Here is a 25,748-nt window from a genome sequence, read left to right as displayed (position 1 = left end):
CAGAGCCGGGGCTACTGGGCGCTGGCTCAGGTCTGCAGCGGCAGCAGGTGCGGGGCGATCAGGATGTCGCCCAGTTTGGCGTCGTCCAGCTGTCGCCCCTCAACGGCATCGCGCGCCCATCACTCCTTATCGCTGGAGTTGTAGATATCCAGGTCCAGCTCGTTCTCGCTACGGCCGACCAGGGTGGTGGTCATCAGGTCGCCGGCGACGTTCACCGTGGTGCGCGCCATGTCGAGGATGCGGTCGATCCCGGCGATCAGCGCCACGCCTTCGAGCGGCAGGCCGACCGAGCTGAGTACCAGGCCGAGCATGATCAGGCCTGCACCGGGCACGCCAGCGGTGCCGATCGAGGCCAGGGTGGCGGTGAGGATGATCATCAGGTACTGGCCGGCATTCAGGTCGATGCCGAAGGCCTGGGCGATAAACAGCGCCAACACGCCCTGGTAGATGGCGGTGCCGTCCATGTTGATGGTGGCGCCCACGGGCAGCACGAAACCGGCTACGCCCTCGGATACGCCGAGGTTCTTGCGCGCGCACTCGATGGAGACCGGCAGGGTGCCGGAGCTGCTGGAGGTGCTGAAAGCGACTACCAGGGCGTCGAGGATGCCCTGGAAAAAGCGCAGCGGGTTGAGCCGCGCCAGTAGGCTGAGCAGGCCGCCGTAGACCAGCAGCACGTGGACGATGCTGGCCAGGTAAATGACCCCGATGACCTCGGCCAGTGGCAGCAGCACTTCGGCGCCGTGGCTGCCGACTACGCCGGCGATCAGGGCGAACACGCCGTAGGGTGCCAGACGCATGACCAGGTCGGTGAGCTTGTAGAGGGTCTCGGCCAGGCTGTTGAACAGCTTGATCGCCGGCTCGGCCTTTTCACCGATCAGGTTCATGCTCACGCCCAGGCCGATGGCGAAGACGATGATTTGCAGCACATTGCCCTGGGCAAAGGCGTTTACCGGATTGCTCGGCACCATGGCGACCAGGGTGTCGATCAGCGACGGTGTCTGCGCCGCACTGGGCGCCTCGCTGGCCACCATGTTGAGGCCTTCGCCGGGGGCGAACAGGCCGCCGAACAACAGGCCGATGCTTACCGCGAAGGCGGTGGTGACCATATAGATGGCGATGGTCTTGGCGCTGATCCGGCCAAGCTTGCTGGTGTCGCGCATGGAGGTGATACCCGCCACCAGGGACACGAAGACCAGCGGCACGATGAGCATCTTGATCGCATTGAGGAACAATTGGCCGAGCGGGGCCAGGCTCAGGGCGTCCTTGCCGAAGGCTATGCCGACCAGCACGCCGAGGGCCAGGCCGGTGACAATCTGTTGCCACAGCGGCAGGCGCGCCCACAGGCGCAGAGGGGCGGTCAGGGAAGAGGTTGCAGTCATCGAGTCACCTGTCTTGTTGTTGTCGTGGGTGCGCAGGCTTAGCTGCGTGCCCTCGTGAGTAGGCAGTCAGACCGGGCGCCAGGCTGGCGCCGGGTAAAAAAAATCGATGCCGGCGGGCGGCATCGGGGCTGGGATCGAGTGCTTAGGCCTGCAGCGGCACCAGGCGCGGGGCGATCATGTTCTCCGGGCGGAGGATGTCGGCCAGGGTGGCGTCGTCCAGCAGTTTCTCTTCGCGCACCAGCTCCAGCACGCTGCGGCCGCTTTCCAGGGCCAGCTTGGCGATGCGCGTGGCGTTCTCGTAGCCGATGTAGGGGTTGAGCGCGGTGATCAGGCCGATGGAGTTTTCCATCAACGCCCGGCAATGCGCCTCGTTGGCGGTGATGCCGACGATGCAATGCTCGCGCAGCATGTCCATGGCGCGCTGCAGCAGGCGGATCGAGTCGAAGATCTTGTAGGCGATCAGCGGCTCCATGACGTTGAGCTGCAACTGGCCGCCCTCGGCGGCGATGGTCAGCGCCAGGTCGTTGCCGATGATCTCGAAGGCCACCTGGTTGACTGCTTCCGGGATCACCGGATTGACCTTGCCCGGCATGATCGAGCTACCCGGCTGACGCGCCGGCAGGTTGATCTCGTTGATCCCGGTGCGTGGGCCGCTGGAGAGCAGGCGCAGGTCGTTGCAGATCTTCGACAGCTTGACCGCGGTGCGCTTGAGCATGCCGGAGAACAGCACGAAGGCGCCCATGTCCGAAGTCGCTTCGATCAGGTCGGCGGCCGGCACCAGCGGCTGGCCGCTGATCGCCGCCAGGCGGTCGACAGCGAGCAGCTGATAGCGCGGGTCGGCGTTGATCCCGGTGCCGATCGCGGTGCCGCCCAGGTTGACCTCGGTGAGCAGTTCCGGCGCCAGGCTGCGCAGGCGCGCCAGGTCTTCGCCGAGGGTATTGGAGAAGGCGCGAAATTCCTGGCCGAGGGTCATCGGCACCGCGTCCTGCAACTGGGTGCGGCCCATCTTCAGGACGTGGGCGAATTCCTCGCCCTTGGCGGCGAAGGCGCCGATCAGGCTGTCGAGGCTGGCCAGCAGGGTGTCGTGGCCGAGCAGCAGGCCGAGGCGGATGGCGGTCGGGTAGGCGTCGTTGGTCGACTGGGCCATGTTCACGTCGTTGTTCGGGTGCAGGTACTGGTACTCGCCCTTGGCGTGGCCCATGGCTTCCAGGGCGATGTTGGCGATCACCTCGTTGGCGTTCATGTTGGTCGAGGTGCCGGCGCCGCCCTGGATCATGTCGACCACGAATTCTTCATGGAAATCGCCGCGGATGATGCGTGCGCAGGCTTCGCTGATCGCCGCGTGCTTGGCCGCGCTGAGATGCCCCAGTTCGCGGTTGGCGTCGGCCGCCGCCTGCTTGACCATGGCCAGTGCCGTCACCAGTTTCGGATAGTGCGCCAAGGGTACGCCGGACAGGCGAAAGTTGTGCACGGCGCGCAAAGTCTGGATGCCGTAGTAGGCCTCGGTGGGAACTTCTAGGGTACCGAGCAGGTCTTTTTCGACACGAAATAATGCAACAGCGGACATGATGGCTAGGTTCTCTTGGGGAGGCGACGAGTGCCGCGATGCCTTCTAGAATAAGGGTTGCGCTCGAATACAGGCCAATGCTGTTAAGCGCTGGGGTATGCATAATCGGCATAATGTCGGCGTGACGGCGAATTGACGGCGAGCGTAGTAGGGTGGGTTGGCGGCGCCGTACTCCGGCCTAGATTCAGCATGCGCTTGTGGCGCGGCGTGTAACCCACCAGGCGATCGACCGCGTTGCGCCGGCCACGCCGCGTCTCGAGTGGCGTGATGCTTGGCAATGGCGGCAGGCGGCAACCTGCGCGGCCCGACCCAGCCTACGGGACGGGCTGAGGCTTGACGTTCAACAGAGTATCTACGGAAACGATCCATGAACCTGGAAACCAAATGGCTGGAGGACTTCGTTGCCCTGGCCGCCACCCTCAGCTTTTCCCAGGCCGCCAAGAAGCGCTTCGTCACGCAGCCGGCCTTCAGTCGACGGATCAAGGCGCTGGAGCAGATGCTCGGCCTGACCCTGGTCAATCGTTCGTGCACCCCGGTGGAGCTGACCGAGTCGGGGCAACTGTTCCTGGTTACCGCGCGCAGTCTGGTCGAGCAACTCGGTGAGGTGGTGCGCCATCTGCACAACATCGAGGGCAAGCAGGGCGAGATGTTGCAGATCGCCGCCGCGCACTCGCTGACCCTGGGCTTCTTTCCCGAGTGGATCGCCCGCTTGCGCCGCGAAGGCCTGCCGCTGGCTACCCGTCTGGTGGCGACCAACGTCGGCGAGGCGGTGCATGCGCTGCGCGAAGGCAGTTGCGACCTGATCCTCGCCTACTACGACCCCGACGCCGCCCTGCAAATGGACCCGGAGATCTTTCCCTCGCTGCACCTGGGCCTGACCTCGATGCTGCCGGTGTGCGCGGTGGACGAGGCGGGGCAGCCCTTGTTCGATCTCGACAGCGGCCACAGTGTGCCGTTGCTGGCCTATACGGCTGGCGCCTTCCTCGGTCGCTCGGTCAACCTGCTGCTGCGCCAGCGCGTGCTGCGCTCGACCACGGTGTACGAGACGGCGATGGCCGATAGCCTGAAGAGCATGGCCCTGCAAGGCATGGGCGTGGCCTGGGTGCCGCGCCTGAGCGTGACCGCCGAACTGGCCCGCGGCGAGCTGGTGGTGTGTGGCGGGGAACCCTGGCAGGTGCCGCTGGAGATTCGCCTGTACCGCTGCGCCCTGGTGCGTAAGGCGGCGGTGCGCCTGCTCTGGCGCAGGCTGGAAAGCGGTGAACTGGGGCGCTGAGGCGGCGGCATGCCGTCCTGGAAAACGGAAAATGCCCGTCTCTCACGAGGCGGGCATTGTCTATTTCTTCAGCCGGGTTGCCGCGCGTGCAATCAGGTCGCTGCGCCACCAGTCTGGCGGGCGGTGACCCGCAGGGCCGACTCGACCATGTCGTAATCGACATAGCAGCCCTGCAGGTGGCGGCGTCCGGTTTGCGGATCGAAGCTCTTGCGCCCGTGCATGACCCGGCGGTTGTCGAAGGCGACCATCTCGCCGGCGGCCAGGCGCAGGTCGAGGCGGTAACGTGGCGAGCGCAGAATCTTCCAGAAGGCCAGGTAGGCACGGTACCAGGGCATGATCTGCTCCGTCGGTAAGCGCAGGCTGTCACGCAGCCAGTTGTTGAAGCGCACCTCGATGACTTGGTCGTGTTCGTCGAGGTGAATCACCGTGGCGCGCACCACCAGGTCGGTCTCCTCGTCGGCGAAGCGGCAATCGATGGCCGTTTCGGCCAGCAGGCGGAAGGCCTGCGGGTCCTGCGCGCGCAGGGCCTCGGCCACGGCAACGCCGTCGGCGAAGATCGACTCGCCGCCCTGGGCGTCGTTGGCCAGGCAGTAGAGCATCTGGATATCCGGCGGATTCTTCCAGTTGGTCAGGTCGGTATGACACTCCAGGCCCAGCGCGGTGTAGGCAGCATTATTCGGCTTGGGCTTGCTGAAGACTTCGAAGCGACCGCCGAAATTGCTGGCGCGAATCGGGCCGATGGTGGCCGCGACCTGATCGATCTCGCCGCCTTCGCTCGGACCGTTCTGCAGGATCGCGAAGCCGTCGCGGCACAGCGCATGCAGCCAGTCCAGGCGGGCGCTGCCGCCGGCCATGTAGTCGGCGAAGTCGCTGCGATGAGCGCTGAAGTCTTCCGCCCAGGCGACGTTCGCCGGCACCAGGCTCGGCTGCCAGGCCTGCTGCTGCGGGCGCAGCCGATACAGCCAGCCGGAATCGAAGCGGCTCAGGTGGCCGTCGCTCCAGGTCAGCGCCAGATGGCCGCCTTCTATGCTGATGGCCGGGGCAACCTCCAGGCAGCTGGGGTCGAGGTCGATGATGAACTGGGTGCGCTCGTAGGTCTGTGGATGCCGGCAGGCGTCGCAGGCGCAGTGGTCGCGCAGCCACAGCAGCGGAAATGCCGCACTTTCGCGGGTCTCCAGCAGCTGCCAGTCGACGTGCACGCAGTCGTCTGCGCAGTGGGCGGCCACGATCGGCAGTGCATGGGCGTAGGCGCCGTATTCCTTCATGTCGACTGAGCTGCTCAGGCTATCGGCGGCGGCAGCTGGGGGGGGGAGGCAGTCAGTCATCAGGTATCTCCGCTAAAGCGCAGCGCGCGTAAAAGTGGCTCGGTTGGCCGTGAAGTGGGGTGTTCGGCGCATGTCCGGTGCAATCAAGCGTGAGGCTTGGCGGGGAGGGTGACAAACGATCAATTCGCGCTCTAAGGCCAAGCTAGGCTAATACCTTTCTTTGTCATAAGGCGCTATCGTCGCTGCACCGTCCCTGTTCCAGGAGCCATCACGATGAGCGACTCCCCTCGACCCGTTTCGGCCAGTGCCAGCACAGCCATGATCGATCATTTGGCTTTGCCGGGGCTGACCCATGACCTGCCGCCTCTGCTCTGGCTGGAGGCCTTCGAGGTGGCCGCGCGGACCTTGAGTTTCACCGCCGCCGGCCGCGAGCTGAACATCACCCAGTCGGCCGTTAGCCAGCGCATCCGCCTGCTGGAGGATCGTCTCGGTCAGCCGCTGTTCGTGCGCCATCCGCGCAGCCTGAGTCTGACCCTGGCCGGCCAGGCCTGGCTGCCCTCTATCCAGACCGCCTTCGTGCGTATGCGTGACAGCACGGCCGAGGTGTTCGGGCTGTCGCGCGATGCGCCGGTCACCTTGCGCGCCACGCCACTGGCGCAACAGGCGTGGTTGGCGCCGCGACTGGTGGCTTTTCATAAGGCCCATCCCGAGGTGGCCCTGCACCTGGCCAGCGGCTTCTGGACCACCGACTTCGGCAGCGAGGGCGCTGACATGGAAATCCGTTACGGTCGCGGCGATTGGGGCGAACTGGAGTGCATCGCGCTGGGCGAGGGCGAGGAACAGATGATGGCGTTGGCGGCGCCGGAGTTGGCGGCTCGCTTGCAACGTCCGGAGGATCTGGCCGGCGAGACGTTGCTGCACTCGGTCGGTTTCGCCGTCGGTTGGCGCGCCTGGCTGCAGGCGGCGGGTGTGGCCGAGCTGGAGCGGCGAACCCGCCGGGTCAGCTGCGACACTCAGGTGATGGCCTTGGAGCTGGCGCGCCAGGGCATGGGTATCGCCCTGGCGCACCGCAATCTGTTTATGCGCTGGCAGCGCGAAGTGCGCCACGGTTTGGTGCCGGTGTTCGATCTGTGCGTGAGCACGCCGGAGCGTTTCTGGTTGGTGCGTCCGCTGCGCCGTCAGTTGCGCGAGCCGGCACAGAAACTCTGGGACTGGCTGGTGAGCCACAGTAAGAGCTGGCCTGATTAGCAACGACCTTCAGCTAGGGCTTCATACTGACCCATCGTTGCCCGCACTGTGCGCATAAACAGCGTGCGAGGTGAGCGTCATGCCGATGAACCGTATCCAGTTCCAACTCGGTCTGTCTTTGCCTGGGTTTCTCAAGCATTGCGGAACCGAAATACAATGCGCGATAGCATTGGAGCAAGCGCGTTGGCCACAGGGCTTTCGTTGTCCCCGCCGTGCTGGCACCGTGATGCAGGGCAGCACGTTGCCGCAGACCTTATGGTTCCTGGCGATCTACCTCATCAGTCAGGCCAAAACCGGGCGCTCGGCGCTCTGCCAGGCGATGACCACCTCGCGGGCGGCGCGCCGCCTCGGAACGCGCCTGCCGCCCGGAAGAGCGCAGTGTGATTCGCAGCATCACCCTCGGTGGATACAGGCCGAGGAACCCCGAAAGGGCTCCTCAGGGCTCTATGACAGGTCGGCGATCTCCCGCTCGATCATGCGTTTGGTGTGCTCTTCGCTGCCAATCATGGTTTCACCGTCGTGGCGCAGCGACTTTATCAGCCCCACCATCATGCCTAGCAGTACGAAGCTAAAGGGCAGGGCGCCGGCGGTCGACGCCGCCTGCAGCGACTTCATGGCCTGGTCACCGCCGAGCAGCAGCAAGATGAGCGTGACTGCGCCCAGCACCGAGCCCCAGATGATGCGCTGCTGCACCGGAGGGCGACGGCCGAACGCCAGCAGCCGACCCAGCACTAAGGTACCGGAGTCGGCGGAGGTAACGAAAAAGATCACTACCACCACCAGCGCCAAAGCCTTGGCCAGCGTGCCGATGATGCCCGGCGTCAGCACGTCGAATGTGGCATATAAAGCACCGGCATAGTCCGAGTTGTTGACGGCGGTATCGTAGATCCGCATGTCGGCGCCGTAGATGGATTCGTAAATACCGGCGGAACCAAGCACGCCAAACCAGACCAGAGCCACGAGCGATGGGACGAACATGACGCCGAGCATGAACTCGCGGATGGTGCGGCCGCGGGATATGCGCGCGATGAACATGCCGACGAAACCGGACCAGGCGATCCACCAGCCCCAGTAGAAAATGGTCCAGCCGCCCTGCCAGGCGCGCTCTTCGGGGCTGCGCGCGGTCCAGAGCATCATGGAAGCGGCGTCGGAGATGTAGTCACCAAGGGCGGTGGCCGTACTGGCGATCAGGTAATTGGCGTCGCTGGCCAGCATGAAGTAGGACAGCATCGCGATACAGATCCAGGTGTTCGCCGTCGACAGCATCTTGATGCCCTTGGCGACCCCGCTGGTCGCCGAGGCGGTGGCGGCTATGGTGATGATGACGATCGTTAGCACGGTGACGGTCTGGGATTTTTCCGCCAACAGGCCTAGCGATATCAGCCCGGCTGAGATCTGCTCGACCCCAAGTCCGAGCGTCGTGGAGATGCCGAAGATGGTGCCGAATACGGTCAGGATGTCTACGGTATGGCCGATTGGACCGTAGATCTTGTTGCCGATCAACGGATAGAGCGCTGAGCGCATCGACAGCGGCAACCCCTTGCGGAAGGCGAAGTAGGCCAGCGATACGCCGACGATGCCGTACATGGCCCAGGCGCTGACGCCCCAGTGGAAGATCGTCAGTTTGATACCGCCGACTGCAGCTTCGGCTACTAGGTCACTGGGCACCGGAAAGCCCGCATCACCGGGCCGTAGACCCTGTTCCAGAGCGACTTGCTTAGCCTCGAAGAAGGCGGCGACTGCGGACTTGACCTCATGGCTGAGGAAGGGATTACCACCGCTCCAGTCGCTGGCGAAATGAGTCATCGGCTCGGATACGCCGAAGAACAGCAAGGCGGCGCCGGTGCCGCAGCCGAAAAGCATCGAGAACCAGGCGAAATTGCTGAACTCAGGCCTTTCGTCATCGCGCCCGAGGCGTATTCTGCCGAGGCGGGAAAATGTGATGTACATGCAGACCGCGAAGGCCAGAAACATCATCAGCACGTAATACCAGCCCAAGGTGCTTTCGATCCAGGTCTTCAGCCCAATAAACTGTTCGCTGGCCGTCTTGCCGAGCAAGATCGCATAAAGCATGAAAAACACGATCATGGTGATGGCGGTTATGCCAAGTGTGGGGTTCAATCCTTTTAATATGCCCCTCTGCTCGATAAGCGCATCTAGACGTTCGTTGGGGAACATGGAGTTTTCTCGTCAGAATGTGTTGGGTGAGTTTTTTCTGATTAGCAATGATCTTCAGCTACTACCGCCAGCGGCCCTACACGAACGGACCGGGAGACGAAAAATACGGACTTACCTGCAGTTCATTGGCACGGTTAGCCGGAAAAACGCCGCATTGTGATCCCCGCCCAGTTTGCAATGGCGCGGGCTGAGCTTCATTGCTAATTAGGAGAGCTGATCTGCTGCTCTCAATGAACCGTGCTCGGGCAGCGCGCGCCGGACGCTGGCCCGGCGCACGCTCAGCGGATTACAGCTTCAGGTGCTTGATCACTGCGGCTTTGCCATCCTGACCGTCGAAGGTCGTCACGCCCTCCAGCCAGGTGTCCAGCCACTGCGGATTCTTCGCGATCCATTGCTTGGCGACCTGCACAGCAGGCTCCTTGGCCATGATTCTTTCCATCATGTGCGACTCCATCGGGATGTCGAACTTCATGTTGCTCACCAGCTTGGCGGCATTCGGGCAGCGCGTCTGGTAGTCGTTGGCCATCACGGTGTGGACCTTGGCCGCGCCACCGCCCGGTCCCCACAGGTCGTCGGCACCGCTGAGGTAGGTCATGTCGAACTGCAGGTTCATCGGATGTGGCGCCCAGCCCAGGAAGACGATCGGCTCCTGCTTGCGGATGGCCCGCGCGACTTGCAGGCGCATGGCCGTCTCGCTGGACTCCACCAGCTGGAAGTCGCCGAGGCCGTAGCGGTTTTCGTCGATCATGGTCCTGATCAGCTGGTTGCCGCCGGCTCCAGACTCGATGCCGTAGATTTTGCCTTTGAGTTGATCCTTGTAGCGGGCGATGTCACTCATGTCCTTGAGTCCGTCTGTCGCCAGGTAGCTCGGCACCGCCAGGGTGAATTTGGCCCCGGTCAGGTTGGGTTCCGGCAGCAGGGTTACGCTGTTGTTCGCCGCCGCCGGCTGGAACAGTGGGTCGGAGGCCGGCGACCAATAGTCGAGGAAGACGTCGATATCTTTCTTCTGCAAGGAAATCAGAATGATCGGCAGGCTCAGGGTCGTGACTTTCGTCTCGTAACCCAGCCCCTCGGCCACGGCCATGGTCAGGCCGTTGATGGCGCCATTGTCCACCCAGCCTACGTCGGCCATGCGCAGGGTCTGGCATGACGGCGCTTCCTGGGCCCATGCTGGGCTGGCGCCTAGCGTCAGTGCAAGTGCCAATAAAGCAGAGCGATTGGTTTTTGTCATTGTTGTCGTCTCGTGTGGTTGAGGCTGTGGCGAGGGCGCCGATCACGGCCCGGCGCCGCAGGCGCGGAGATGGCCCCGTCTGGGGGCGCGATGGGCAGTGCCGGCCGGCGGGTACACTCGGCGCCGTGCGGCTGTGCAATGGCACGGGTGGCGTATTGTTCAATGTCGACTGGGCTGCCCATGTTTTCTGCGGGAGCAGCGGGGGAGGTGGGCCGTCATCGGGTCTCTCCGTTCAAGTACAGCGATAGCAATGCAGCCCGACCGTCCGTGAGGGGTGCACTCGGCTCAAATCTTGATGCAGATCAAGAGTGCGGCCTGGCAGGGTGGCTGACAAACGATCAAATCGCAGGCTAAGGCCAAGTTAGGCTAATGCCTGGCTTGTCCATATAGCGTTATTTTCAACGCAGCGATCTTGCGGAGTCCTCGGCATGAGCGATTGCCAGCGACTTTCTGGCGTCGGCAACCGCCCTGCTCCGGGCACCCCGAGGGGTCAGATGTGGACGTAGATATCCTCGCCCTCGACGCTGATCGGATAGGTCTTGGCCTTGATGCTGCGGTCGACGATGAACTCGCCGGTCTTGATCTCGAATTCCCAGCCATGCCAGGCGCAGCGCACCAGGTCATCCTTCTGGCCGTAGATGAACTCGTAGTGCGGCGTCTCCTGCGTGGTGCCGCACTGCGGTCCCTCGCAGAGCGACGCGCCACGGTGCGGGCAGACATTGAGCATGGCGTGGTATTCGCCGCCGACGTTGAAGATGCCGACCGGCAGGTTGCCGAGCTTGACGATCTTCTGCTTGCCGGTGGCGACTTCATGGGTCTTGCAGGCCAGAACTTTCTTCGCATTCATGGGCGTCTCCTCTCTATCAGGCGGTTTTGGCCAGGGTCTGGGGCTGAGGCAGGCGTGAGTACACCTTCAGGGCGTTGCCGCCGAGGATGCTGTCGCGCCACTGCGGCGGGATGTGCAGGGATTCGACGCTGTCGTAGTCCCAGTGCGGGTAGTCGGAGGCAAACAGCAGGGTGTTCTCGCCGTCCATTGCCTCGAGAATCGCCCACAGGTGCTCGACCTTGGTGCCCGGTTGCTCCAGTGGCTGGGTGGTGAAACGGATGTTGCGCTTGAAGTACTCGCTGGGCAGCATTTTCAGCCACGGCGTTTCCTTGCGCAGTGCCTTGTAGTTGGCATCCAGGCGCCAGAGCAAGCTCGGCACCCAGGCCACGCCACACTCGATAACCACGAAGTACAGGTCCGGCCATTTCTCGAACACGCCCTGGGCGATCATGCTGGCCACGTGGGTCATGGCCGACTGCGGCAGCAGTGCATGGGTTTCCCAGAAGAAGGTGGTCGGCCCCGCGCCGATCGGATTGCTGTTGACCCCGCCCTGGCCGCCCAGGTGAATGGCGAACGGCAGGCCCATCTCCGCACAGGCTTCGTATATGGGGTGGTAGAACGGGTCGCCGTAGGGGCGCTGGGAGCCATGCGAGGCCAGTACCTGAACGATATCCGGATGGCCGCCGAGGCGACGGATTTCCGCGGCCGCACCATGCGGGTCGGTCGGGCTGATTACCAGTGAGCCCTTGAGGCGGCTGTCCTTGGGCAGCCAGTAATCGACCATCCAGTCGTTATAGGCACGCACCAGCGCCGCTGCGTAATAAGGGTTGGCCAGGGTCGAGGCCTCCAGGGCCTCGTCGCCGGTGAGGATCGCATAGTCGATGTTGAAACGATCGAGATGCTTCTCCTTCATGATGCTGTAGTGCTCTTCCTGGGTCGTCGGGTTGATGTCCGCACGCTTGAAGCCTTCCGGGTGCAGCCAGGGACGATGGCCGTGGGGGAAGGCGCCAACCGGGCCGGGCTGTTCACCGCGGATGAAGAAATCCTTGAAGATCCCGTCCATGTAGGGAAGCAAGACCTCCGCCGACATCCAGTAGTTGTGGCAATCGCAGTCGATGATCGTGGTCATCTTTCAGGCTCCTGTGGTTATTCGCAGTGGCAGGTCAACGCTGACCCCGGCCACCACGACTGGGTGATGACTGCCATCCTAAGAGCTTGATTTAAATTTTTATAATGAATTAAGAATGCCGTATAAATGCAAAATAACGATTGATTGACCTGCCTGGGATACCGCGGATGAAGATCGAATTTCTGGACACCTTTGCCGATCTGGTGGAGACGCGAAACTTCAACCGCACTGCCGAGCGCCTGTGCGTCACCCAGTCCACGGTGAGCATGCGCATCCGCAGCCTGGAGGCGGCCGTAGGTGCCCAGCTGTTCATCCGCGGACGTTCTGGCGCCGAACTGACCGCCGAGGGTCGGCGCTTCGAGAGCTACGCCACCAACCTGCGGCTGTGCTGGAACCAGGCCCGCCAGGACATCAGCATGCCGCGCGACTATCAGGGCCGGCTGCGCATCGCCACCCAGGTGAGCCTGTGGCAGCGCCTGATCAGCAAGTGGGTGTTCTGGCTGCGCCAGGAGTTCCCCAAGACGGCCATCCACGTCGAGGCGGACTACTCGAAGACCATGATCGACGAGCTGAGCTTCGGCAACTTGGACATCGCGGTGATCTACACCCCGCAATACCGCCCAGAACTGGAGATCCAGCACCTGTTCAACGAGCGCTTCATGATGGTTTCGTCACAACCGCAGGCGCTCGCCGAGGTCAGTGTGGAAAGCTACGTGTTGGTCGCCATCTCCCCGCATTTCGTAGCCCGGCACGGTGAATTGCTGCCGCAGCTGCAGCTGGCACCGGTCTCCATGGGCCTGGGAGTGATGAGCGTCGAGTATCTACGCGGGCGCGGTGGCGCGGCCTACCTGCCGGCCGACTTGGCGCAGTCCTATATCGAGCAGGGCGAATTCTTCCCGGTGGCCGACGCGCCGCAGATTGAGCAGCCGGTGTTCGTCTCCTTCCTCAGCAAGAACCGCCACCGGCCGCAGATCAGCAAGGCGCTCAAGGCCCTGCGCCTGATCGCCCTCGACTGAGGGTGCGGCCCTCGCCCAGGAGGCCGCCAGCGGGCTGACCGGACGCCGCCGTTGCGCTCGGCTGGCGTGCGTTCGCCATGGCAATCGTAAATAGCGATTAATATCGCAAAAATAAACAATCACGATGATTGATAGGCTCTTCACAGCCAACTGCCGGCAATCCGCCGCCAGGCAGACGAAGAAGAGGCCCCCCTTCATGAAGAGCCTATCGATCGACCCGATCCAGCTACCCGCGCTGCCGTTCTGGCCAGCCAGCGAGCTGGAAGTGCGCTGCATCCAGATCACCCAGGAAACCCACGACGTCGCGTCGTTCTGTTTCGCCGCGACCCAGCCGATGCTGTTCACCTTTAAACCGGGCCAATACGTCAGCCTCAAGGTGGAGATCGACGGACGTCAGGAAGTGCGCTGCTACTCCATTTCCACTCCGCCATCGCGGCCCTACAACTTCTCCATCACGGTGAAGAAGGTACCCGGCGGCCGGGTGTCCAATTGGCTGCACGAGCACTTCCATGAAGGCGATTGCCTCACGGTGCAGGGCCCGCAAGGCGACTTCAATATCATCGACCAAGCCTGCGACAAGGCCCTGATGCTCTCGGGTGGCAGCGGCATCACTCCGCTGATGTCGATGACCCGCTGGCTCTATGACACCGCCGCCGATGTCGACCTGCACTTCGTGCACAGCGCCCGCACCCCGGACGACATCATCTACCACCAGGAGCTCCAGGCGATCGATGCGCGTGCGCCGAAGTTCCGCCTGTCGCTGGTTTGCGAGGGCAGCCTGAGCGGGGCGACCTGGTCGGGCTACCGCGGTTTCCTCAACGCCGCCATGTTGCAGCAGATGGTCCCCGATCTGTTCGAGCGCACCGTCTATGTGTGTGGTCCGGAAGTCTATATGCGTGCGGTGCGCGGCATTCTGCAGAGCCTGGACTTTCCGATGCAGCGCTACTTCGAGGAGAGCTTCGGCGGCGCCGTAGCGGCGGCCCCGGCTCCGACCGGCGAGGGCGAACCCGCCACGCACCGGGTGAGCTTCAGCCGCGCCGGCAAGAGCGTCAGTGGGGTCGCCGAAGAAACCATTCTCGACATCGCCGGCAAGCACGGTCTGTGGATTCCTTCGGCCTGCCGCATGGGTTTTTGCGGGTCCTGCAAGCTGCGCCGGGTCAGTGGCGAGGTGCGCATGAACCACAGTGGTGGCATCAGCGACACCGAGATCAACGAGGGTTACGTCCTGGCTTGCTGCAGCTATGCAGAGGGCGACGTGGAGTTCGATTACTGAGACCCGTCGGGCGTCGCGAGTGCCCGACCATGCGAGAGAGGTATCCGATATGCATCAGGCCCTGCGGGTTGAAAATCTAAGCGTCTCCTACGCCGGTCACTACGCCGTCGAGGATGCCAGTGTGAGTATCGAAGCGGGGTTACTGGTCGGCATCATCGGCCCCAACGGTGCCGGCAAGTCGACCCTGCTCAAGGCCATACTCGAGCTGATTCCCAGTGACCACGGCCGCGTCGAGATCTGCGGCCGGCCGTTGCAGCAGTCCCGCCGCACGGTCGCCTATGTGCCGCAACGCAGCGAGATCGACTGGCAGTTTCCGATCAATGTGCTGGATACCGTGGTGCTCGGCACCTACCCCAGCCTCGGTTGGTTCAACAAGCCCGGACAACATGAACGGCAGGCGGCGCTGGAATGCTTGCGCCGCGTTGGCATGCAGGACTTCGCCCGGCGCCAGATCGGCGAGCTGTCCGGCGGCCAGCAGCAGCGGGTGTTCCTCGCCAGGGCGCTGGTGCAGAACGCCGACCTGTACCTGCTCGACGAGCCCTTCGTCGGCATCGACGCGCTCAGTGAAGGCACCATCATCGGTATCCTCAAGTCCCTGCGCGACGCCGGCAAGACGGTACTGGTAGTGCATCACGACCTGAGCAAGGCCTGCGAGTATTTCGACCGATTGATCCTGATCAACAAGCGCATCCTCAACTACGGAGTTGCCGCCGAGGTATGCACCCCGGATGCGTTGGCCAAGGCTTATCTGGGCGACTTGCCCTTTACCAATCAACTGGGAGTGGCCTGCTGATGACCTTCCTTCAAGCCGTTGTGGAATATGACTTCCTGCAGAAGGCCCTGCTGACCTCGGCCATGGTTGGCATTATCAGCGGGGTGATCGGCTGCTTCATCATCCTGCGTGGCATGGCACTGATGGGCGATGCGATCTCCCACGCGGTGCTACCCGGGGTCGCTCTGTCGTTCATGTTGGGCATCAACCTGCTGATCGGTGCAGTACTTTCCGGCCTGCTCACCGCTATTGCCATCGGCTACGTCAGCCAGAACAGCCGGATCAAGCACGACGTGGCAATCGGTGTGATGTTCACCGCCGCGTTCGCGTTGGGCATCATCCTGATTACCCTGCAGAAGAGCAGCACCGACCTCTACCACATCCTCTTCGGCAACGTCCTGGCGGTGCGCCCAGAGGAAATGTGGATCACCCTGATCATCGGCACCCTGGTGCTGGCCTCGACCTACCTGTTCTACAAGGAACTGTTGGTCAGCACCTTCGATGCCACCATGGCCGCCGCCTACGGCCTGCCGGTCAAGCTGATCCACTACTTCCTCATGACCCTGCTGACCCTGGTTACCGTGGCCTCGCTGCAGACGGTCGGCATCATCCTGGTGGTTGCCATGTTGATCACCCCGGCGGCTACCGCCTACCTGCTGACCAACCGTCTATCACTGATGATCTGCTGGGCCGCCGGCCTGGGCCTGGTCTCGGCCTTCAGCGGTATCTACCTGAGCTTCACCTACAACCTGGCTTCGGGCGCGACCATCGTCATGACCTCGACCCTGTTGTTCCTCACCGCACTGCTTCTGTCCCCCAGTCAGGGCCTGATCTGGCGCGGCCTGCAAGCCCGGCGTCGGCGCCATCAGGCGCCATGCGCCGCCGGCTCCGTCAATGACTCTGACAACGCCATGATCGAACGCGAGGTGAGCCCATGATCAGAACCCTGGTACTCATCGCCCTCGGTCTGATCGGGCCTTGGCTTGCGCCGGCCTGGGCCGATAGCGGCGCCAAGCTCAAGGTGGTCACCACCTATTCGATTCTCTACGACATCGTCCGCAACGTCGGTGGCGAGCGGGTGGAGATCCACAGCCTGGCGCCGGTGGGCTCCAACCCGCACGAGTACGATCCGCTGCCACTGGACGTGCAGAAGACCAGCGATGCCGAGCTGGTGTTCTACAACGGCCTCAACCTGGAAGCCGGCAATGCCTGGTTCGACAAACTGCTGCTTACCGCTGGCAAGTCGGGCGCGGACGCCCCGGTGTTCCGCCTGAGTGCCGGGGTCGCCCCGCAGTACCTGACCTCCACCGGTCAGGCCGGTGCCGAAGACCCCCATGCCTGGCTGGATGCGCGCAACGGCATGCAGTACGCGCGCAACGCCCAGGTAGCCCTGAGTCAGATCGACCCGGCTAACGCCGCGACCTACCAGGCCAACGCTGCGGCCTATATCGAGCAGCTGCAACAGTTGCACAGCAAGGCCATGGCGGACTTCGCCCAGATCCCGGTCGAGCGCCGCTACCTGGTCACCAGCGAGGGTGCGTTCAAGTACTTCTGCGCCGCCTACGGCTTCGAGGCCGGCTATATCTGGGAGATCAACGCGGAAAACCAGGGCACACCGCAGCAGGTCATCGCCCTACTCGAGCAGCTCAAGCGGCGCCGGGTGCCGGCCCTGTTCGTGGAAACCAGCGTCGATCCGCGTAGCATGCAGATGGTCGCGCGCGAAAGCGGCATCGCCATCGCGGGCACTCTGTTCACCGACTCCCTGGGCCTGCCCGGCACGCCCGGTGACAGCTATGCCGGCATGCTGGCGTCGAACGTCGAGACCATCTTGGCCAGCCTGCGTTAGGGCCTTGGGGCGGCGTATCCGGGCAGTGGTTAAGACGTGAATTACCCAACAGATAAGCATCAAGTGCAGCTGGCTGGGGCGTGGTAAGCCATTGCTTAGCTGGCAGCGGTTACCTGGTGTATCTGTAGGTTTATGGCGTCTATTGATATCTGGGAGTCGTGCTCCGTGATGGATATGAGGTGATTTGCGCGACTCTAGTTGCGCCTCAGGACTAATGATTAAAAAGCGATTAAATCGCTCTGTTTCGGGAGAGATTCACGTATGTATGTCGCAGTAAAAGCCACTTGGGCGCTCTTGATGAGTATGGGGCTGCTCATGCTCGGCAATGGCTTGCAGGGCTCGCTCATCGGTCTGCGCGCCACTCTGGAGGGGTTCTCCACCCAGTTCGCCGGGCTGCTCATGTCTGCCTACTTCGTTGGCTTTCTGCTGGGCTCGACCCTGACCCCCAAGATCGTTTCCAAGGTCGGCCACGTGCGCGTGTTCGCGGCCCTGGCTTCACTGGCTTCGACCATGGTGTTGCTCCACTCGGTTTTCGTCGACCCGGCGCTCTGGTTCATCATGCGGGTGATCACCGGCTTCTGTATGGCCGGCCTGTACATAGTCGCCGAAAGCTGGCTCAACGCCCTCGCCACCAACCAGACGCGGGGCCAGCTGCTTTCGCTGTACATGGTCATCATGATCGGCGGCATGGCCTGCGGCCAGTTGCTGCTCAACGTCGCCGATCCGGGCGGCTTCAAGCTGTTCATTCTGATTTCGGTGCTGTTGTCCTTCGCGCTGTTGCCGGTCCTGCTCAGCGTTGCGCCGGCACCGAGTTTCGCCTCACCGGCGCCTATGGGGCTGCGCCAGCTGTATCACAGCTCGCCCCTCGGCGTGATCGGTTGCATGGCCGTCGGCTTGTCCAACGGTGCGGTCGTGGGGGTGGGGGTGATCTACGCGGGGCTGATCGGTTTTCCGCTCTCCGACATCTCCATCTTCATGGGCCTGATTCTGCTGGGCAGCGTGGTGCTGCAATGGCCGATTGGCCATCTGTCCGACAAGCATGATCGGCGCTGGGTCATCCTCGTGGTCACTCTGCTGGCCGCGCTAGTGGCGCTGGTTGCGATACCGGCATCGCAGATATCCGCGAATAGTTTGCTGGCTGCGGCATTTCTATTCGGCGGTCTGTCTTTTCCCATGTATTCGCTGTGCGTGTCGCATACCAACGACAACCTCGAGCCGAAACAAATGGTTGCGGCCAGCGGCAGCCTGGTGCTGGCGCTGGGCATAGGCGCGACCATGGGGCCTTCAATTGCCGCCGCTGCCATGGGCCTGGTGGGGCCAAACGGGTTGTTCTGGTTTCTTGCCGTGGTGCATGCCGGCGTCGGCGTGTTCGCCCTGTATCGCATGACCCAGCGTCGCTCGGTGCCACTCGATGAGCAAGGCCATTGCGTTGCCATTCCAGCTACGGCGTCCCAGGTGGCGATGGCCATGGTCCAGGAAACGGCGGTAGGTGATGCCGATGCGGTTGCTGATCGAGCAGTCGAGTAGCCATCGGCTGGCGCCGCCTCGCTCGCAAGCACAATCGAGGCAATCATCAGCTGAGCATGCGGGCGCTGTCTGCGCGGCGAGTGGCTGCAGTCTGTTGCTCGCCATCGCCCGGGTCTGGCAGCTGCCGATCTGACGCGTGTTTCAGGCCAGTGCTCTTCACTCGTTTGCTTGCGTCCAGCTCGGGCTTAGGCCCGCCCAATGTACCGAGGGCGTTGCCCAGAGTGAGGCTGCTGATTACCACCGCCACCTCGGTCAAAGGCAGCACTTGCAAGGTGGCAACCCGACCAAACAGGATCAGGCCGAAGGCGAAACCGATCAGGCTCTGGGCCACGGTGGCCAGGGCCACGTACAGCAGAAAGAACCCATGCACCTGCGACTCATACCGCCGCCATTGCCGGGCGAGCGGCAGTCTGCTGATCAGGCGGCCAGTGCAAGTGACCTCGGGCGATTGCTTTAGCCCAGCCACTTCACCGCGAACAGAATCAGCGTGGCGAGAAAAACGGTTTCACTGACCAGCAGGGTCGCCGGACGCCAGCCGACTTCCAGCAGTGACTTCAGCGAAGTCTTCATTCCCAAGGCGGCGATAGCCGTAATCAGGCACCAGCGCGACACATTGCCAGCAAACTCCTGCACCTGCGTCGAGGCTACACCACTGCTGTTAATGGCGACGAACAGCACAAAGAAGATGATGAACAAGGGCAACGGCAATGCCGGGCGCGGCCCCCCTGCAGCGCCGCGTTTACGCAGCAGTAACGATAGGCTGAAGACGATCGGCACCAGCATCGCCACCCGCAGCAACTTGACCACGGTCGCGGTATCGCCGGTTTCATCCGACATGCTGTAGCCGGCCCCGACCACCTGGGCTACATCGTGAATGGTCGCGCCGAGAAATACCCCGGCTTGCTGGGCATCCAGGCCAAACCATTGGGCGATCGGCGGGTAGGCGATCATTGCGATGGTGCTCAGCGCGGTCACGCTGATCACGGTGAAGATGGTGTTGCGCTCGCTGTCCTTGTTCTGCGGCAGTACCGCGGAAATTGCCAGCGCCGCAGAAGCGCCGCAGATGCCCACGCTGCCGCCGCTGAGAATGCCGAAGTCGCGTGACTGGCCGAGCAGCCGAGACAAGAGAATGCCGAAACTGATGGTCAGGAACACCGCCCCAATCACCACCGCCATCAGCGTACCGCCCAGCGAGAGGATCTGCTCCACGGTGATGCGCATGCCCAGCAGGGCCACGCCGATACGCAGGATGGTGCTGGAGGTGAAACGAATACCGGCGACCGCACGCCCTTCCTCGGAAAGAAAGCCCAGCGCCATGCCCAGCAACAGGGCCATCAGCATCACCGGTGCACCGTAATGCTCGGAAAGGAAGGAAGCACTGGCAGCGACGATCAGCGAGGCGATGATCCCCGGCAGCAACAGGTTGAGTTTCTGTTTGCGGCGCATCAGCCAGGACGCTGGCGGCTGCGCCTCGTCCAGCGACGGGTTGGGTAGGGGAGGAATTGTGTGGTGCTGTTTTATGGTCATGTGCTCACCTACACCCGGCGGTAATGACATGACTGCTTTTCGATGCTAGCAGGCCGTTGTGCCGGAACCCGGCTGTATTGCTCAGGTTCACCGCCAGGGCGGCGCTGAGCACACGGTCTGGCAGCACGCTTTCCACGTGCCGAGCCAACGCCTGCAATGGGCGAAGGTAGGGTGTGGCCTGGCGAATGGTTTTCAACAAAGGCATGGCATGGGTTTCCTTGGCAGTCGCAAGCAAACCTAAGCGCCTTGTGTTTAACTTAAAAACTGATTATATGCATATAACCTACCTGCATAAGTGGTTGATGCCAGTGCGGATAAGCCTGAGGCAATTACAAATCTTCTGCGCCGTTGCCAAGACGGGCAGTACTACGGCTGCGGCCGACTCGATAGCGTTATCGCAGTCCGCCACCAGTGCCTCGCTGAATGAGCTTGAGGTGCTGTTAGCGACCAAACTGTTCGACCGCGTCGGTCGGCGCTTGTTGCTCAACGACAGCGGCAAGCTGCTATTGCCCAAGGCGCAGCAACTGCTCGATGGCGCCTGCCAGATCGAGGAGCATTTTCGCGGTGAGATAGGCGCGCTGAAGAGCACGCTGCGGGTAGGGGCCAGCAGCACCATCGGCAATTATGTGCTGCCGCATTACCTGGCGGAGTTTCGACGTATATGCCCGGAAATCCAGGTGAACGTGGCCATTTCCAATAGCGCCGCGGTGGCGGTAATGGTGGCCAACTTCGAGGTCGACATCGGCCTTATCGAAGGACCTTGCCATGAGGCCGGGTTGACCGTGAGTCCCTGGTTGAGCGATCAGTTGCTGGTGTTCTCCGCACCCGAACACCCGTTGGCCAAGCGCAAGGGCGTGACCGTGGAAGAGTTGCAGCAAGCGGAATGGTTGCTGCGTGAGCAGGGCTCCGGGACCCGCGAGGAAGTCGAGCATGCCTTGCTGCCGCACCTGCATGCCCTGAATCTGCAGACAGAGCTGGGCAGCTCGGAGGCCATCAAGCGCTCGGTGGCCGCCGGTCTCGGCATCAGCTGCCTGTCGCGCTGGGTGCTGGCGGACTGGCTCGACAACGGTCAGTTACAGGCGCTCGATAGCCTGTTGCCGCCACTGTCGCGACGCTTCTACATGCTGCGCCATCGCGATAAATTCGTCTCCACCGCCCTGGAGCGCTTCTGGCAGCACTGCGCCGCCAAGGGGACTGGGATTCTCGTTAGCGGGGAGTAGTTTATTGCTCGGCCAAGGCCGCTCTCACAGGACCGAGAAACCCGTGGCAGCGGCCTTGGCCGCGAAGCGTTGTGTTTAGGGGCGATCAAGGGGCGACTCACCAGTCGTCCCGCCCCGCACCGCTACTCAGGTCCCCGACTTGATCCGGGTCCAGGCCCGGGTGCGGATGCGTTCGACCTTCAGCGGCAGCGGCTTGAGCACATACAGGGTCTTCCGCGCTTCGGCGGTTGGGGTCAGGTCGGGGTTGTCGCGGATCTCCGCGCTGACCAGTGGCATGGCGTCCTGGTTCGGGCTCGGGTAGCCGAGGAAGGTGCTGATGGGCGCGACCACGTTCGGGTCGAGCAGGTTGTTGAGAAACTCATGAGCCTCCTCGACATTCTTGGCGCTGGCCGGGATGGCGAAGGAATCGAACCACAGCGGTGCGCCTTCCTTGGGCAGGCGCCAGTCGACCACCACGCCGTTGCCGGCTTCCTTGGCGCGGTTGGCGAACTGGTAGAAGCTGCCCGAGTAGCCGATGGCCACGCAGATATTACCGTTGGCGATGTCGGTCATGTACTTGGCCGAGTGGAAGTAGCGCACGTGCGGGCGGATCTTCAGCAGCAGCTCGGTGGCCTTGTCGTAGTCCTCGCGCTGGGTGCTGTTCGGGTCCAGGCCCAGGTAGTGCAGGGCGATCGGCATGATCTCGCCCGGCGAGTCGAGCAGGGTCACGCCGCACTGCGCCAGCTTGGCGACGTACTCTTCCTTGAAGATCAGGTCCCAGCTGTTTACCGGGGCGTCCTCGCCGAGCGCGGCCTTGACCTTCTCCGGGTTGAAGCCGATCAGCACGGTGCCGTACATATAGGGCACCGCATGCTCATTGCCGGGGTCGTTGGCGGTCATCAGCTTGAGCAGTGCCGGGTCGAGGTGCTTCCAGTTGGGCAGCTGGCTCTTGTCCAGCTTCTGGAACACCCCGGCCCTGATTTCGGTGTCGAGGAAGGTGTTGGTCGGCACCACCAGGTCGTAGCCCGAGTTGCCGGTGAGCAGCTTGGCCTCCAGTGCCTCGTTGGTGTCGAACACGTCCCAGATCAGCTGGATGCCGGACTTCGCCTGAAACTCCTTGGGCACCGAGGGCAGCATGTAGTCGGCCCAGTTGTACACGCGCAGCTCGCGCTGCTCCTCTTCAGCTTGCGCCTGGGCCGCGCTGCACAGCGCGGTGGCGACCAGGGTCGCGCCGAATAGCTGGGTGATTCTGTTCATCGAGGCCACTCCGTTCTTGTTGTAATTCTGTCGCCGCGCTCGGGCGCGCGGGATTGGCGTAGGGTGGATGACGCTTTATCCATCCACCCGGGTGGTCCCGGTGGATGAAAGGGCGCCGACCATCCCAGGATTAGCTCGCTTCGAAACCTTCCAGCACGTTCACCGCATTGATGCCGATTTCCGCCACCGCGTAGCCGCCCTCCATGACGAACAGGGTCGGCAGGCCGAGGGCGGCGATGCGTTGGCCCATGCGCAGGTAGTCCGGGCTGTCGAGCTTGAACTGGGAGATCGGGTCGTCCTTGAAGGTGTCCACGCCGAGCGATACCACCAGCACCTCTGCGCCGTACTCGGCGATGCGCTGGCAGGCTTGCTCCAGCGCCGCGCCCCATTCCTGCCAGCCACTGCCGGCCGGCAACGGGTAGTTAAGGTTGAATCCTTCGCCGGCGCCTTCGCCAGTTTCATCGGCATAGCCGAGGAAGAACGGAAACTCCGCCAGCGGATCGCCATGGATCGAGGCGAACAGCACATCGCTGCGGTCGTAGAAGATCGATTGAGTGCCGTTGCCGTGGTGGTAATCGACGTCGAGGATCGCCACCTTGGTACGGCCCTGGTCGAGGAAGGCCTGGGCGGCGATGGCCGCGTTGTTCAGGTAGCAGTAGCCGCCCATCACCTCGCTGGCGGCGTGATGGCCCGGCGGGCGACACAGGGCGAAGACGCTGTGGGCGCCGGCGGCGATTTCGGCCTGGGCGCTGAGTGCTACTTGCGCGGCGCTGTAGGCCGCCTGCCAGGTGCCGGCAGTGATCGGTGCACCGGCGTCGAAGCTGTAGTAACCGAGTTGGCCGTGCAGGCTGCTCGGCATGATCGAACGCAGGGTGCGCGCCGGCCAGGTGTAGGGCAGCAGGTCACCCTGGCCATTCTGATCCTGCCAGCGCGCCCAGGCACCCTCGAAGAAGTCCAGATAGGCCGCACTGTGGATGCGTTGCAGCGGCGCGCGGCCGAAATCCTTGGGCGCGCGCACCTCGCCGAGTTGACGATCCTTGACCCGCGCCAGGATATGGTCGGCGCGTTGCGGCTTCTCGAAACAGGGCACCAGTTGCCCGTTCATCAGCTCGCAGCTGCCGTGGTGCTGGTGATGGTCGTCGCTGTAGTAGGTCAGCATGTGTGGGCGGCTCCCAGGTTTTTTGTTGTGGCAAGCACAGCAATGGCTGCCAATCTTGTGGGAGTCATTGTTCGCCGGGCCGGCCGACTGGGGAACGCTGGCAACGGCCAATAGGGGATCGAAGTGGCCAGATTTACTGGCCACGGCGCAGCGTCAGCTGCGGAAACGACTCGGCGCGACCCCGCTCCAGCGCTGGAAGGCATGCCGAAAGCTGGCGCTCTCGCTGAAGCCCAACTCCTCGGCGATCCGGCAGATCGGCCAGTCCTCCTGGGCGAGCAGGGTCTTCGCCCGCTCGAAGCGCAGCTCGTCGAGCAGTTCCTGGTAGTGGGTGCCGAGCGCCTGCAGGTGCCGGCGCAGGGTGCGCGGCGAGCAGTGCATCTGCTGCGCCAGCGCCTCCAGCCCCGGTGGTTCGGCCAGGTGGCTGGTCAGCGCCTCGCGCACGCGCTGCAGCCAGGCCTGGCGAGTGGTGAACTCGACATTCAGCTTGCGGCAGCGGGCGAGCATATCCTGGTGGGTGACCGGATCGGCCAGCGGCAGGCGCCGTTGCAGCCACTCGGCGGGGAAGGCGAAGGCATTGCGTGCGGCGTCGAACTGCAACGGGCAGGTGAAGCTGGCCGCGTAACGCTCGACATAGGCAGGCTGGGCGTGGCGGAACTGCGCCGCGACCAGTGGCACGGGCTGACCGAGCAGCTCGTCGCAGACCAGCTTCAACGAGGCCAGGCACATCTCCACATTGAACTGCTCCAGCGCCGGCGCGTGCCGGTACTCGGCGGCGCCGACCCAGGCCAGCTCGCCCTCGACGCTCAGCTCCAGCTTGAAGTAGGTGCCGAGCAGGGCCGGGTACTGCAACAGCAGCCGCCAGGCGTCACCAAAGGTGGCACTCGACAGCGCGGCGTAACCGAGCAGGCCGTAGGACGACACATGCAGACGCCGGCCCAGGGTCAGACCGAGATCGCTGTGCCGGGCCAGGGCATTGGCGCACACCTGCAATTCCTGAGTACGGGTGATGCGCTGTTCACCGCTGGCCAGGTCACTGGCCTGGATGCCGCTACCGGCGAGCAAGGCCTCGGTGGCTGCGGGCCGCTCGGCGAACAGCTCGAGAATCAGCGACACCACATGCAGGGTGGTCAGGTGGGCATGCAACATCGACGGCGTCCGCTACTGTGGGTGGCTGAATAGCAGCAAGAAGCATACCGCGAGCTTGGGCGGGTCGGTTTCGGACGGATTCATCTGCTGCTTATGAAGAAGCCGATGGATGCTGAACCGGTTTGCACCTGCCGTTCGGCGGCAGGCTTTGGCCCAACAGATGCGGTGCCGACTCGATCATGAACCATGCGCAGGCGGCGATGCCGGGGCTCGGGGTTCCTCAGGAGCGAGGGAGTCCTGGCGCAGCCAGGGCAGGATGCGGGGTGTGCTTTCTTCTTGGTTACTTCTTCTTTGCACAAGCAAAGCCCCTGATTAGAAAGATGATTCAGCTGAAACAAAATAGTTCGTCATGCCCGCCGGGAAGCGGGTATCCAGCGCCATGGATGGCAAGCTTAATACGTCCTTGTAGTCTGGATTCCGGCAATCCCTGCCGGAATGACGGCTACGAAATAGTTTTTTGCGCGTCAGCTGAAGCATCTTGCTAATCAGGAGCAAAGAAGTAACTCGCCCGAGGGGGCGAAACCCGAGCGTGTGGCCAGCGTAGAGAAAGTGGCTGAGCGAAGGGCGGGGCTATTAAATGGAAAATAAATCTGTCCCCTTTTCCACACACTGCTGCAGTAAAACGCGGGCGGGGTGGTTCCCGATCCTGCGCCTTACGATCAAGAAGCGGGTGCGGGTAAGTCTTGCGGCGATCCGGGCAACCCTCAAGCGACGCCGACATGAATCGGTGGTCGATGTTGGCCGCTGGTTGCAGAGGGTGGTGCAGGGATACTTCAATTACCACGCCGTGCCAGGAAACCTGCGAAGGCTGAATGGTTTCCGGCTGGAACTAACACGTGCTTGGCGGCAGTCGTTGTTACGTCACAGCCACTACACACCGCTTACCGTGGCGCCGCTTCAAACGATTGGTGAGCGCATTCATACCTAATG

23 protein-coding genes and 1 pseudogene are annotated in these 25,748 nt (G+C 63.0%); 11 read left to right on the top strand and 13 right to left on the bottom strand.

Annotated elements, in window-relative coordinates:
- Window positions 1–119: 119 nt before the first annotated feature.
- Both VCJ09_RS23935 and VCJ09_RS23930 read right to left on the bottom strand, forming a co-directional pair.
- A complete protein-coding gene (locus VCJ09_RS23935) occupies window positions 120–1,379 on the bottom strand; it encodes a dicarboxylate/amino acid:cation symporter (RefSeq protein WP_324732473.1) in 1,260 nt (419 codons plus the stop codon).
- Between the two features lie 142 nt (window positions 1,380–1,521).
- Window positions 1,522–2,946: an aspartate ammonia-lyase gene (locus VCJ09_RS23930; RefSeq protein WP_324732472.1), complete on the bottom strand. Its 1,425-nt coding sequence runs from the start codon at window positions 2,944–2,946 to the stop codon at window positions 1,522–1,524.
- Between the two features lie 367 nt (window positions 2,947–3,313).
- Here VCJ09_RS23930 and VCJ09_RS23925 point away from each other — a divergent pair, with 367 nt between their 5' ends.
- On the top strand, window positions 3,314–4,219 hold the full coding sequence (locus VCJ09_RS23925; protein WP_324732471.1) for a LysR substrate-binding domain-containing protein: 906 nt from the start codon (window positions 3,314–3,316) through the stop codon (window positions 4,217–4,219).
- A 92-nt stretch (window positions 4,220–4,311) separates the two neighbouring features.
- On the opposite strand, the gene VCJ09_RS23920 is transcribed toward VCJ09_RS23925, so the two are convergent.
- The gene (locus VCJ09_RS23920) at window positions 4,312–5,544 is read right to left on the bottom strand and encodes a TauD/TfdA family dioxygenase (protein WP_324732470.1); all 1,233 of its coding nucleotides are present in this window, start codon (window positions 5,542–5,544) and stop codon (window positions 4,312–4,314) included.
- A gap of 213 nt (window positions 5,545–5,757) precedes the next feature.
- On the opposite strand from VCJ09_RS23920, the gene VCJ09_RS23915 reads away from it, so the two are divergent.
- Together VCJ09_RS23915 and VCJ09_RS23910 are read left to right on the top strand one after the other, a co-directional pair.
- On the top strand, window positions 5,758–6,732 hold the full coding sequence (locus VCJ09_RS23915; protein ID WP_324732469.1) for a LysR substrate-binding domain-containing protein: 975 nt from the start codon (window positions 5,758–5,760) through the stop codon (window positions 6,730–6,732).
- Window positions 6,733–6,811: 79 nt separating this feature from the next.
- Window positions 6,812–7,042, top strand: a pseudogene (locus VCJ09_RS23910) (transposase); the annotation flags it as partial.
- A gap of 134 nt (window positions 7,043–7,176) precedes the next feature.
- Here VCJ09_RS23910 and VCJ09_RS23905 read toward each other — a convergent pair.
- The 4 genes from VCJ09_RS23905 to VCJ09_RS23890 all read right to left on the bottom strand — a co-directional run bounded on the left by VCJ09_RS23905 (window position 7,177) and on the right by VCJ09_RS23890 (window position 12,096).
- Complete coding sequence (locus VCJ09_RS23905) at window positions 7,177–8,910, bottom strand: BCCT family transporter (protein ID WP_324732468.1); 1,734 nt, start codon at window positions 8,908–8,910, stop codon at window positions 7,177–7,179.
- A gap of 286 nt (window positions 8,911–9,196) precedes the next feature.
- Window positions 9,197–10,141, bottom strand: a complete 945-nt coding sequence (gene choX, locus VCJ09_RS23900) for a choline ABC transporter substrate-binding protein (protein ID WP_324732467.1) — start codon at window positions 10,139–10,141, stop codon at window positions 9,197–9,199.
- A gap of 490 nt (window positions 10,142–10,631) precedes the next feature.
- Window positions 10,632–10,988: a Rieske (2Fe-2S) protein gene (locus tag VCJ09_RS23895; RefSeq protein WP_324732466.1), complete on the bottom strand. Its 357-nt coding sequence runs from the start codon at window positions 10,986–10,988 to the stop codon at window positions 10,632–10,634.
- Between the two features lie 16 nt (window positions 10,989–11,004).
- Window positions 11,005–12,096, bottom strand: coding sequence for an amidohydrolase family protein (locus VCJ09_RS23890; RefSeq protein ID WP_324732465.1), 1,092 nt, complete (start codon window positions 12,094–12,096; stop codon window positions 11,005–11,007).
- Window positions 12,097–12,263: 167 nt separating this feature from the next.
- On the opposite strand from VCJ09_RS23890, the gene VCJ09_RS23885 reads away from it, so the two are divergent.
- The 6 genes from VCJ09_RS23885 to VCJ09_RS23860 all read left to right on the top strand — a co-directional run bounded on the left by VCJ09_RS23885 (window position 12,264) and on the right by VCJ09_RS23860 (window position 18,530).
- Entirely contained in the window at window positions 12,264–13,112 is an 849-nt protein-coding gene (locus tag VCJ09_RS23885) for a LysR family transcriptional regulator (RefSeq protein ID WP_324732464.1), read from the top strand.
- A 196-nt stretch (window positions 13,113–13,308) separates the two neighbouring features.
- Window positions 13,309–14,385 (top strand): hybrid-cluster NAD(P)-dependent oxidoreductase, encoded by a 1,077-nt coding sequence (locus tag VCJ09_RS23880; protein WP_324732463.1) that lies wholly within the window; start codon window positions 13,309–13,311, stop codon window positions 14,383–14,385.
- Between the two features lie 49 nt (window positions 14,386–14,434).
- On the top strand, window positions 14,435–15,178 hold the full coding sequence (locus VCJ09_RS23875; protein WP_324732462.1) for a metal ABC transporter ATP-binding protein: 744 nt from the start codon (window positions 14,435–14,437) through the stop codon (window positions 15,176–15,178).
- On the top strand, window positions 15,178–16,095 hold the full coding sequence (locus VCJ09_RS23870; RefSeq protein WP_324732461.1) for a metal ABC transporter permease: 918 nt from the start codon (window positions 15,178–15,180) through the stop codon (window positions 16,093–16,095). The genes VCJ09_RS23875 and VCJ09_RS23870 overlap by 1 nt, the downstream gene beginning before the upstream one ends.
- Window positions 16,092–17,003 carry a metal ABC transporter solute-binding protein, Zn/Mn family gene (locus VCJ09_RS23865; RefSeq protein ID WP_324732460.1) on the top strand — a complete coding sequence of 304 codons (912 nt, stop codon included), beginning with the start codon at window positions 16,092–16,094 and terminating at the stop codon, window positions 17,001–17,003. Before VCJ09_RS23870 ends, VCJ09_RS23865 begins: the two co-directional genes overlap by 4 nt.
- A gap of 297 nt (window positions 17,004–17,300) precedes the next feature.
- The gene (locus tag VCJ09_RS23860) at window positions 17,301–18,530 is read left to right on the top strand and encodes an MFS transporter (protein WP_324732459.1); all 1,230 of its coding nucleotides are present in this window, start codon (window positions 17,301–17,303) and stop codon (window positions 18,528–18,530) included.
- Window positions 18,531–18,576: 46 nt separating this feature from the next.
- On the opposite strand, the gene VCJ09_RS23855 is transcribed toward VCJ09_RS23860, so the two are convergent.
- From VCJ09_RS23855 to VCJ09_RS23845, 3 genes are all read right to left on the bottom strand, one after another.
- Window positions 18,577–18,900, bottom strand: a complete 324-nt coding sequence (locus VCJ09_RS23855; protein WP_324732458.1) for a hypothetical protein — start codon at window positions 18,898–18,900, stop codon at window positions 18,577–18,579.
- Window positions 18,901–18,983: 83 nt separating this feature from the next.
- Window positions 18,984–19,976: a YeiH family protein gene (locus VCJ09_RS23850; RefSeq protein ID WP_079203954.1), complete on the bottom strand. Its 993-nt coding sequence runs from the start codon at window positions 19,974–19,976 to the stop codon at window positions 18,984–18,986.
- 85 nt (window positions 19,977–20,061) lie between these two features.
- Complete coding sequence (locus tag VCJ09_RS23845) at window positions 20,062–20,262, bottom strand: hypothetical protein (RefSeq protein ID WP_324732457.1); 201 nt, start codon at window positions 20,260–20,262, stop codon at window positions 20,062–20,064.
- 103 nt (window positions 20,263–20,365) lie between these two features.
- On the opposite strand from VCJ09_RS23845, the gene VCJ09_RS23840 reads away from it, so the two are divergent.
- Window positions 20,366–21,277 (top strand): LysR family transcriptional regulator, encoded by a 912-nt coding sequence (locus VCJ09_RS23840; protein WP_324734724.1) that lies wholly within the window; start codon window positions 20,366–20,368, stop codon window positions 21,275–21,277.
- Between the two features lie 126 nt (window positions 21,278–21,403).
- Here the strand turns inward: VCJ09_RS23840 and VCJ09_RS23835 are convergent, their stop codons facing one another.
- The 3 genes from VCJ09_RS23835 to VCJ09_RS23825 all read right to left on the bottom strand — a co-directional run bounded on the left by VCJ09_RS23835 (window position 21,404) and on the right by VCJ09_RS23825 (window position 24,818).
- Complete coding sequence (locus VCJ09_RS23835) at window positions 21,404–22,513, bottom strand: polyamine ABC transporter substrate-binding protein (protein WP_324732456.1); 1,110 nt, start codon at window positions 22,511–22,513, stop codon at window positions 21,404–21,406.
- A 130-nt stretch (window positions 22,514–22,643) separates the two neighbouring features.
- The gene (locus VCJ09_RS23830) at window positions 22,644–23,672 is read right to left on the bottom strand and encodes a histone deacetylase family protein (RefSeq protein WP_324732455.1); all 1,029 of its coding nucleotides are present in this window, start codon (window positions 23,670–23,672) and stop codon (window positions 22,644–22,646) included.
- Between the two features lie 153 nt (window positions 23,673–23,825).
- Window positions 23,826–24,818 (bottom strand): AraC family transcriptional regulator, encoded by a 993-nt coding sequence (locus VCJ09_RS23825; RefSeq protein WP_324732454.1) that lies wholly within the window; start codon window positions 24,816–24,818, stop codon window positions 23,826–23,828.
- A gap of 577 nt (window positions 24,819–25,395) precedes the next feature.
- On the opposite strand from VCJ09_RS23825, the gene VCJ09_RS23820 reads away from it, so the two are divergent.
- The gene (locus tag VCJ09_RS23820; protein WP_324732453.1) at window positions 25,396–25,746 is read left to right on the top strand and encodes a hypothetical protein; all 351 of its coding nucleotides are present in this window, start codon (window positions 25,396–25,398) and stop codon (window positions 25,744–25,746) included.
- Window positions 25,747–25,748: the final 2 nt, after the last annotated feature.

This window comes from Pseudomonas paeninsulae, from assembly GCF_035621475.1.
Lineage (GTDB): Bacteria > Pseudomonadota > Gammaproteobacteria > Pseudomonadales > Pseudomonadaceae > Aquipseudomonas > Aquipseudomonas paeninsulae.
The sequence above is the reverse complement of the archived record's forward strand: the minus strand, read 5'-3'. Positions and strand labels throughout refer to the sequence as shown.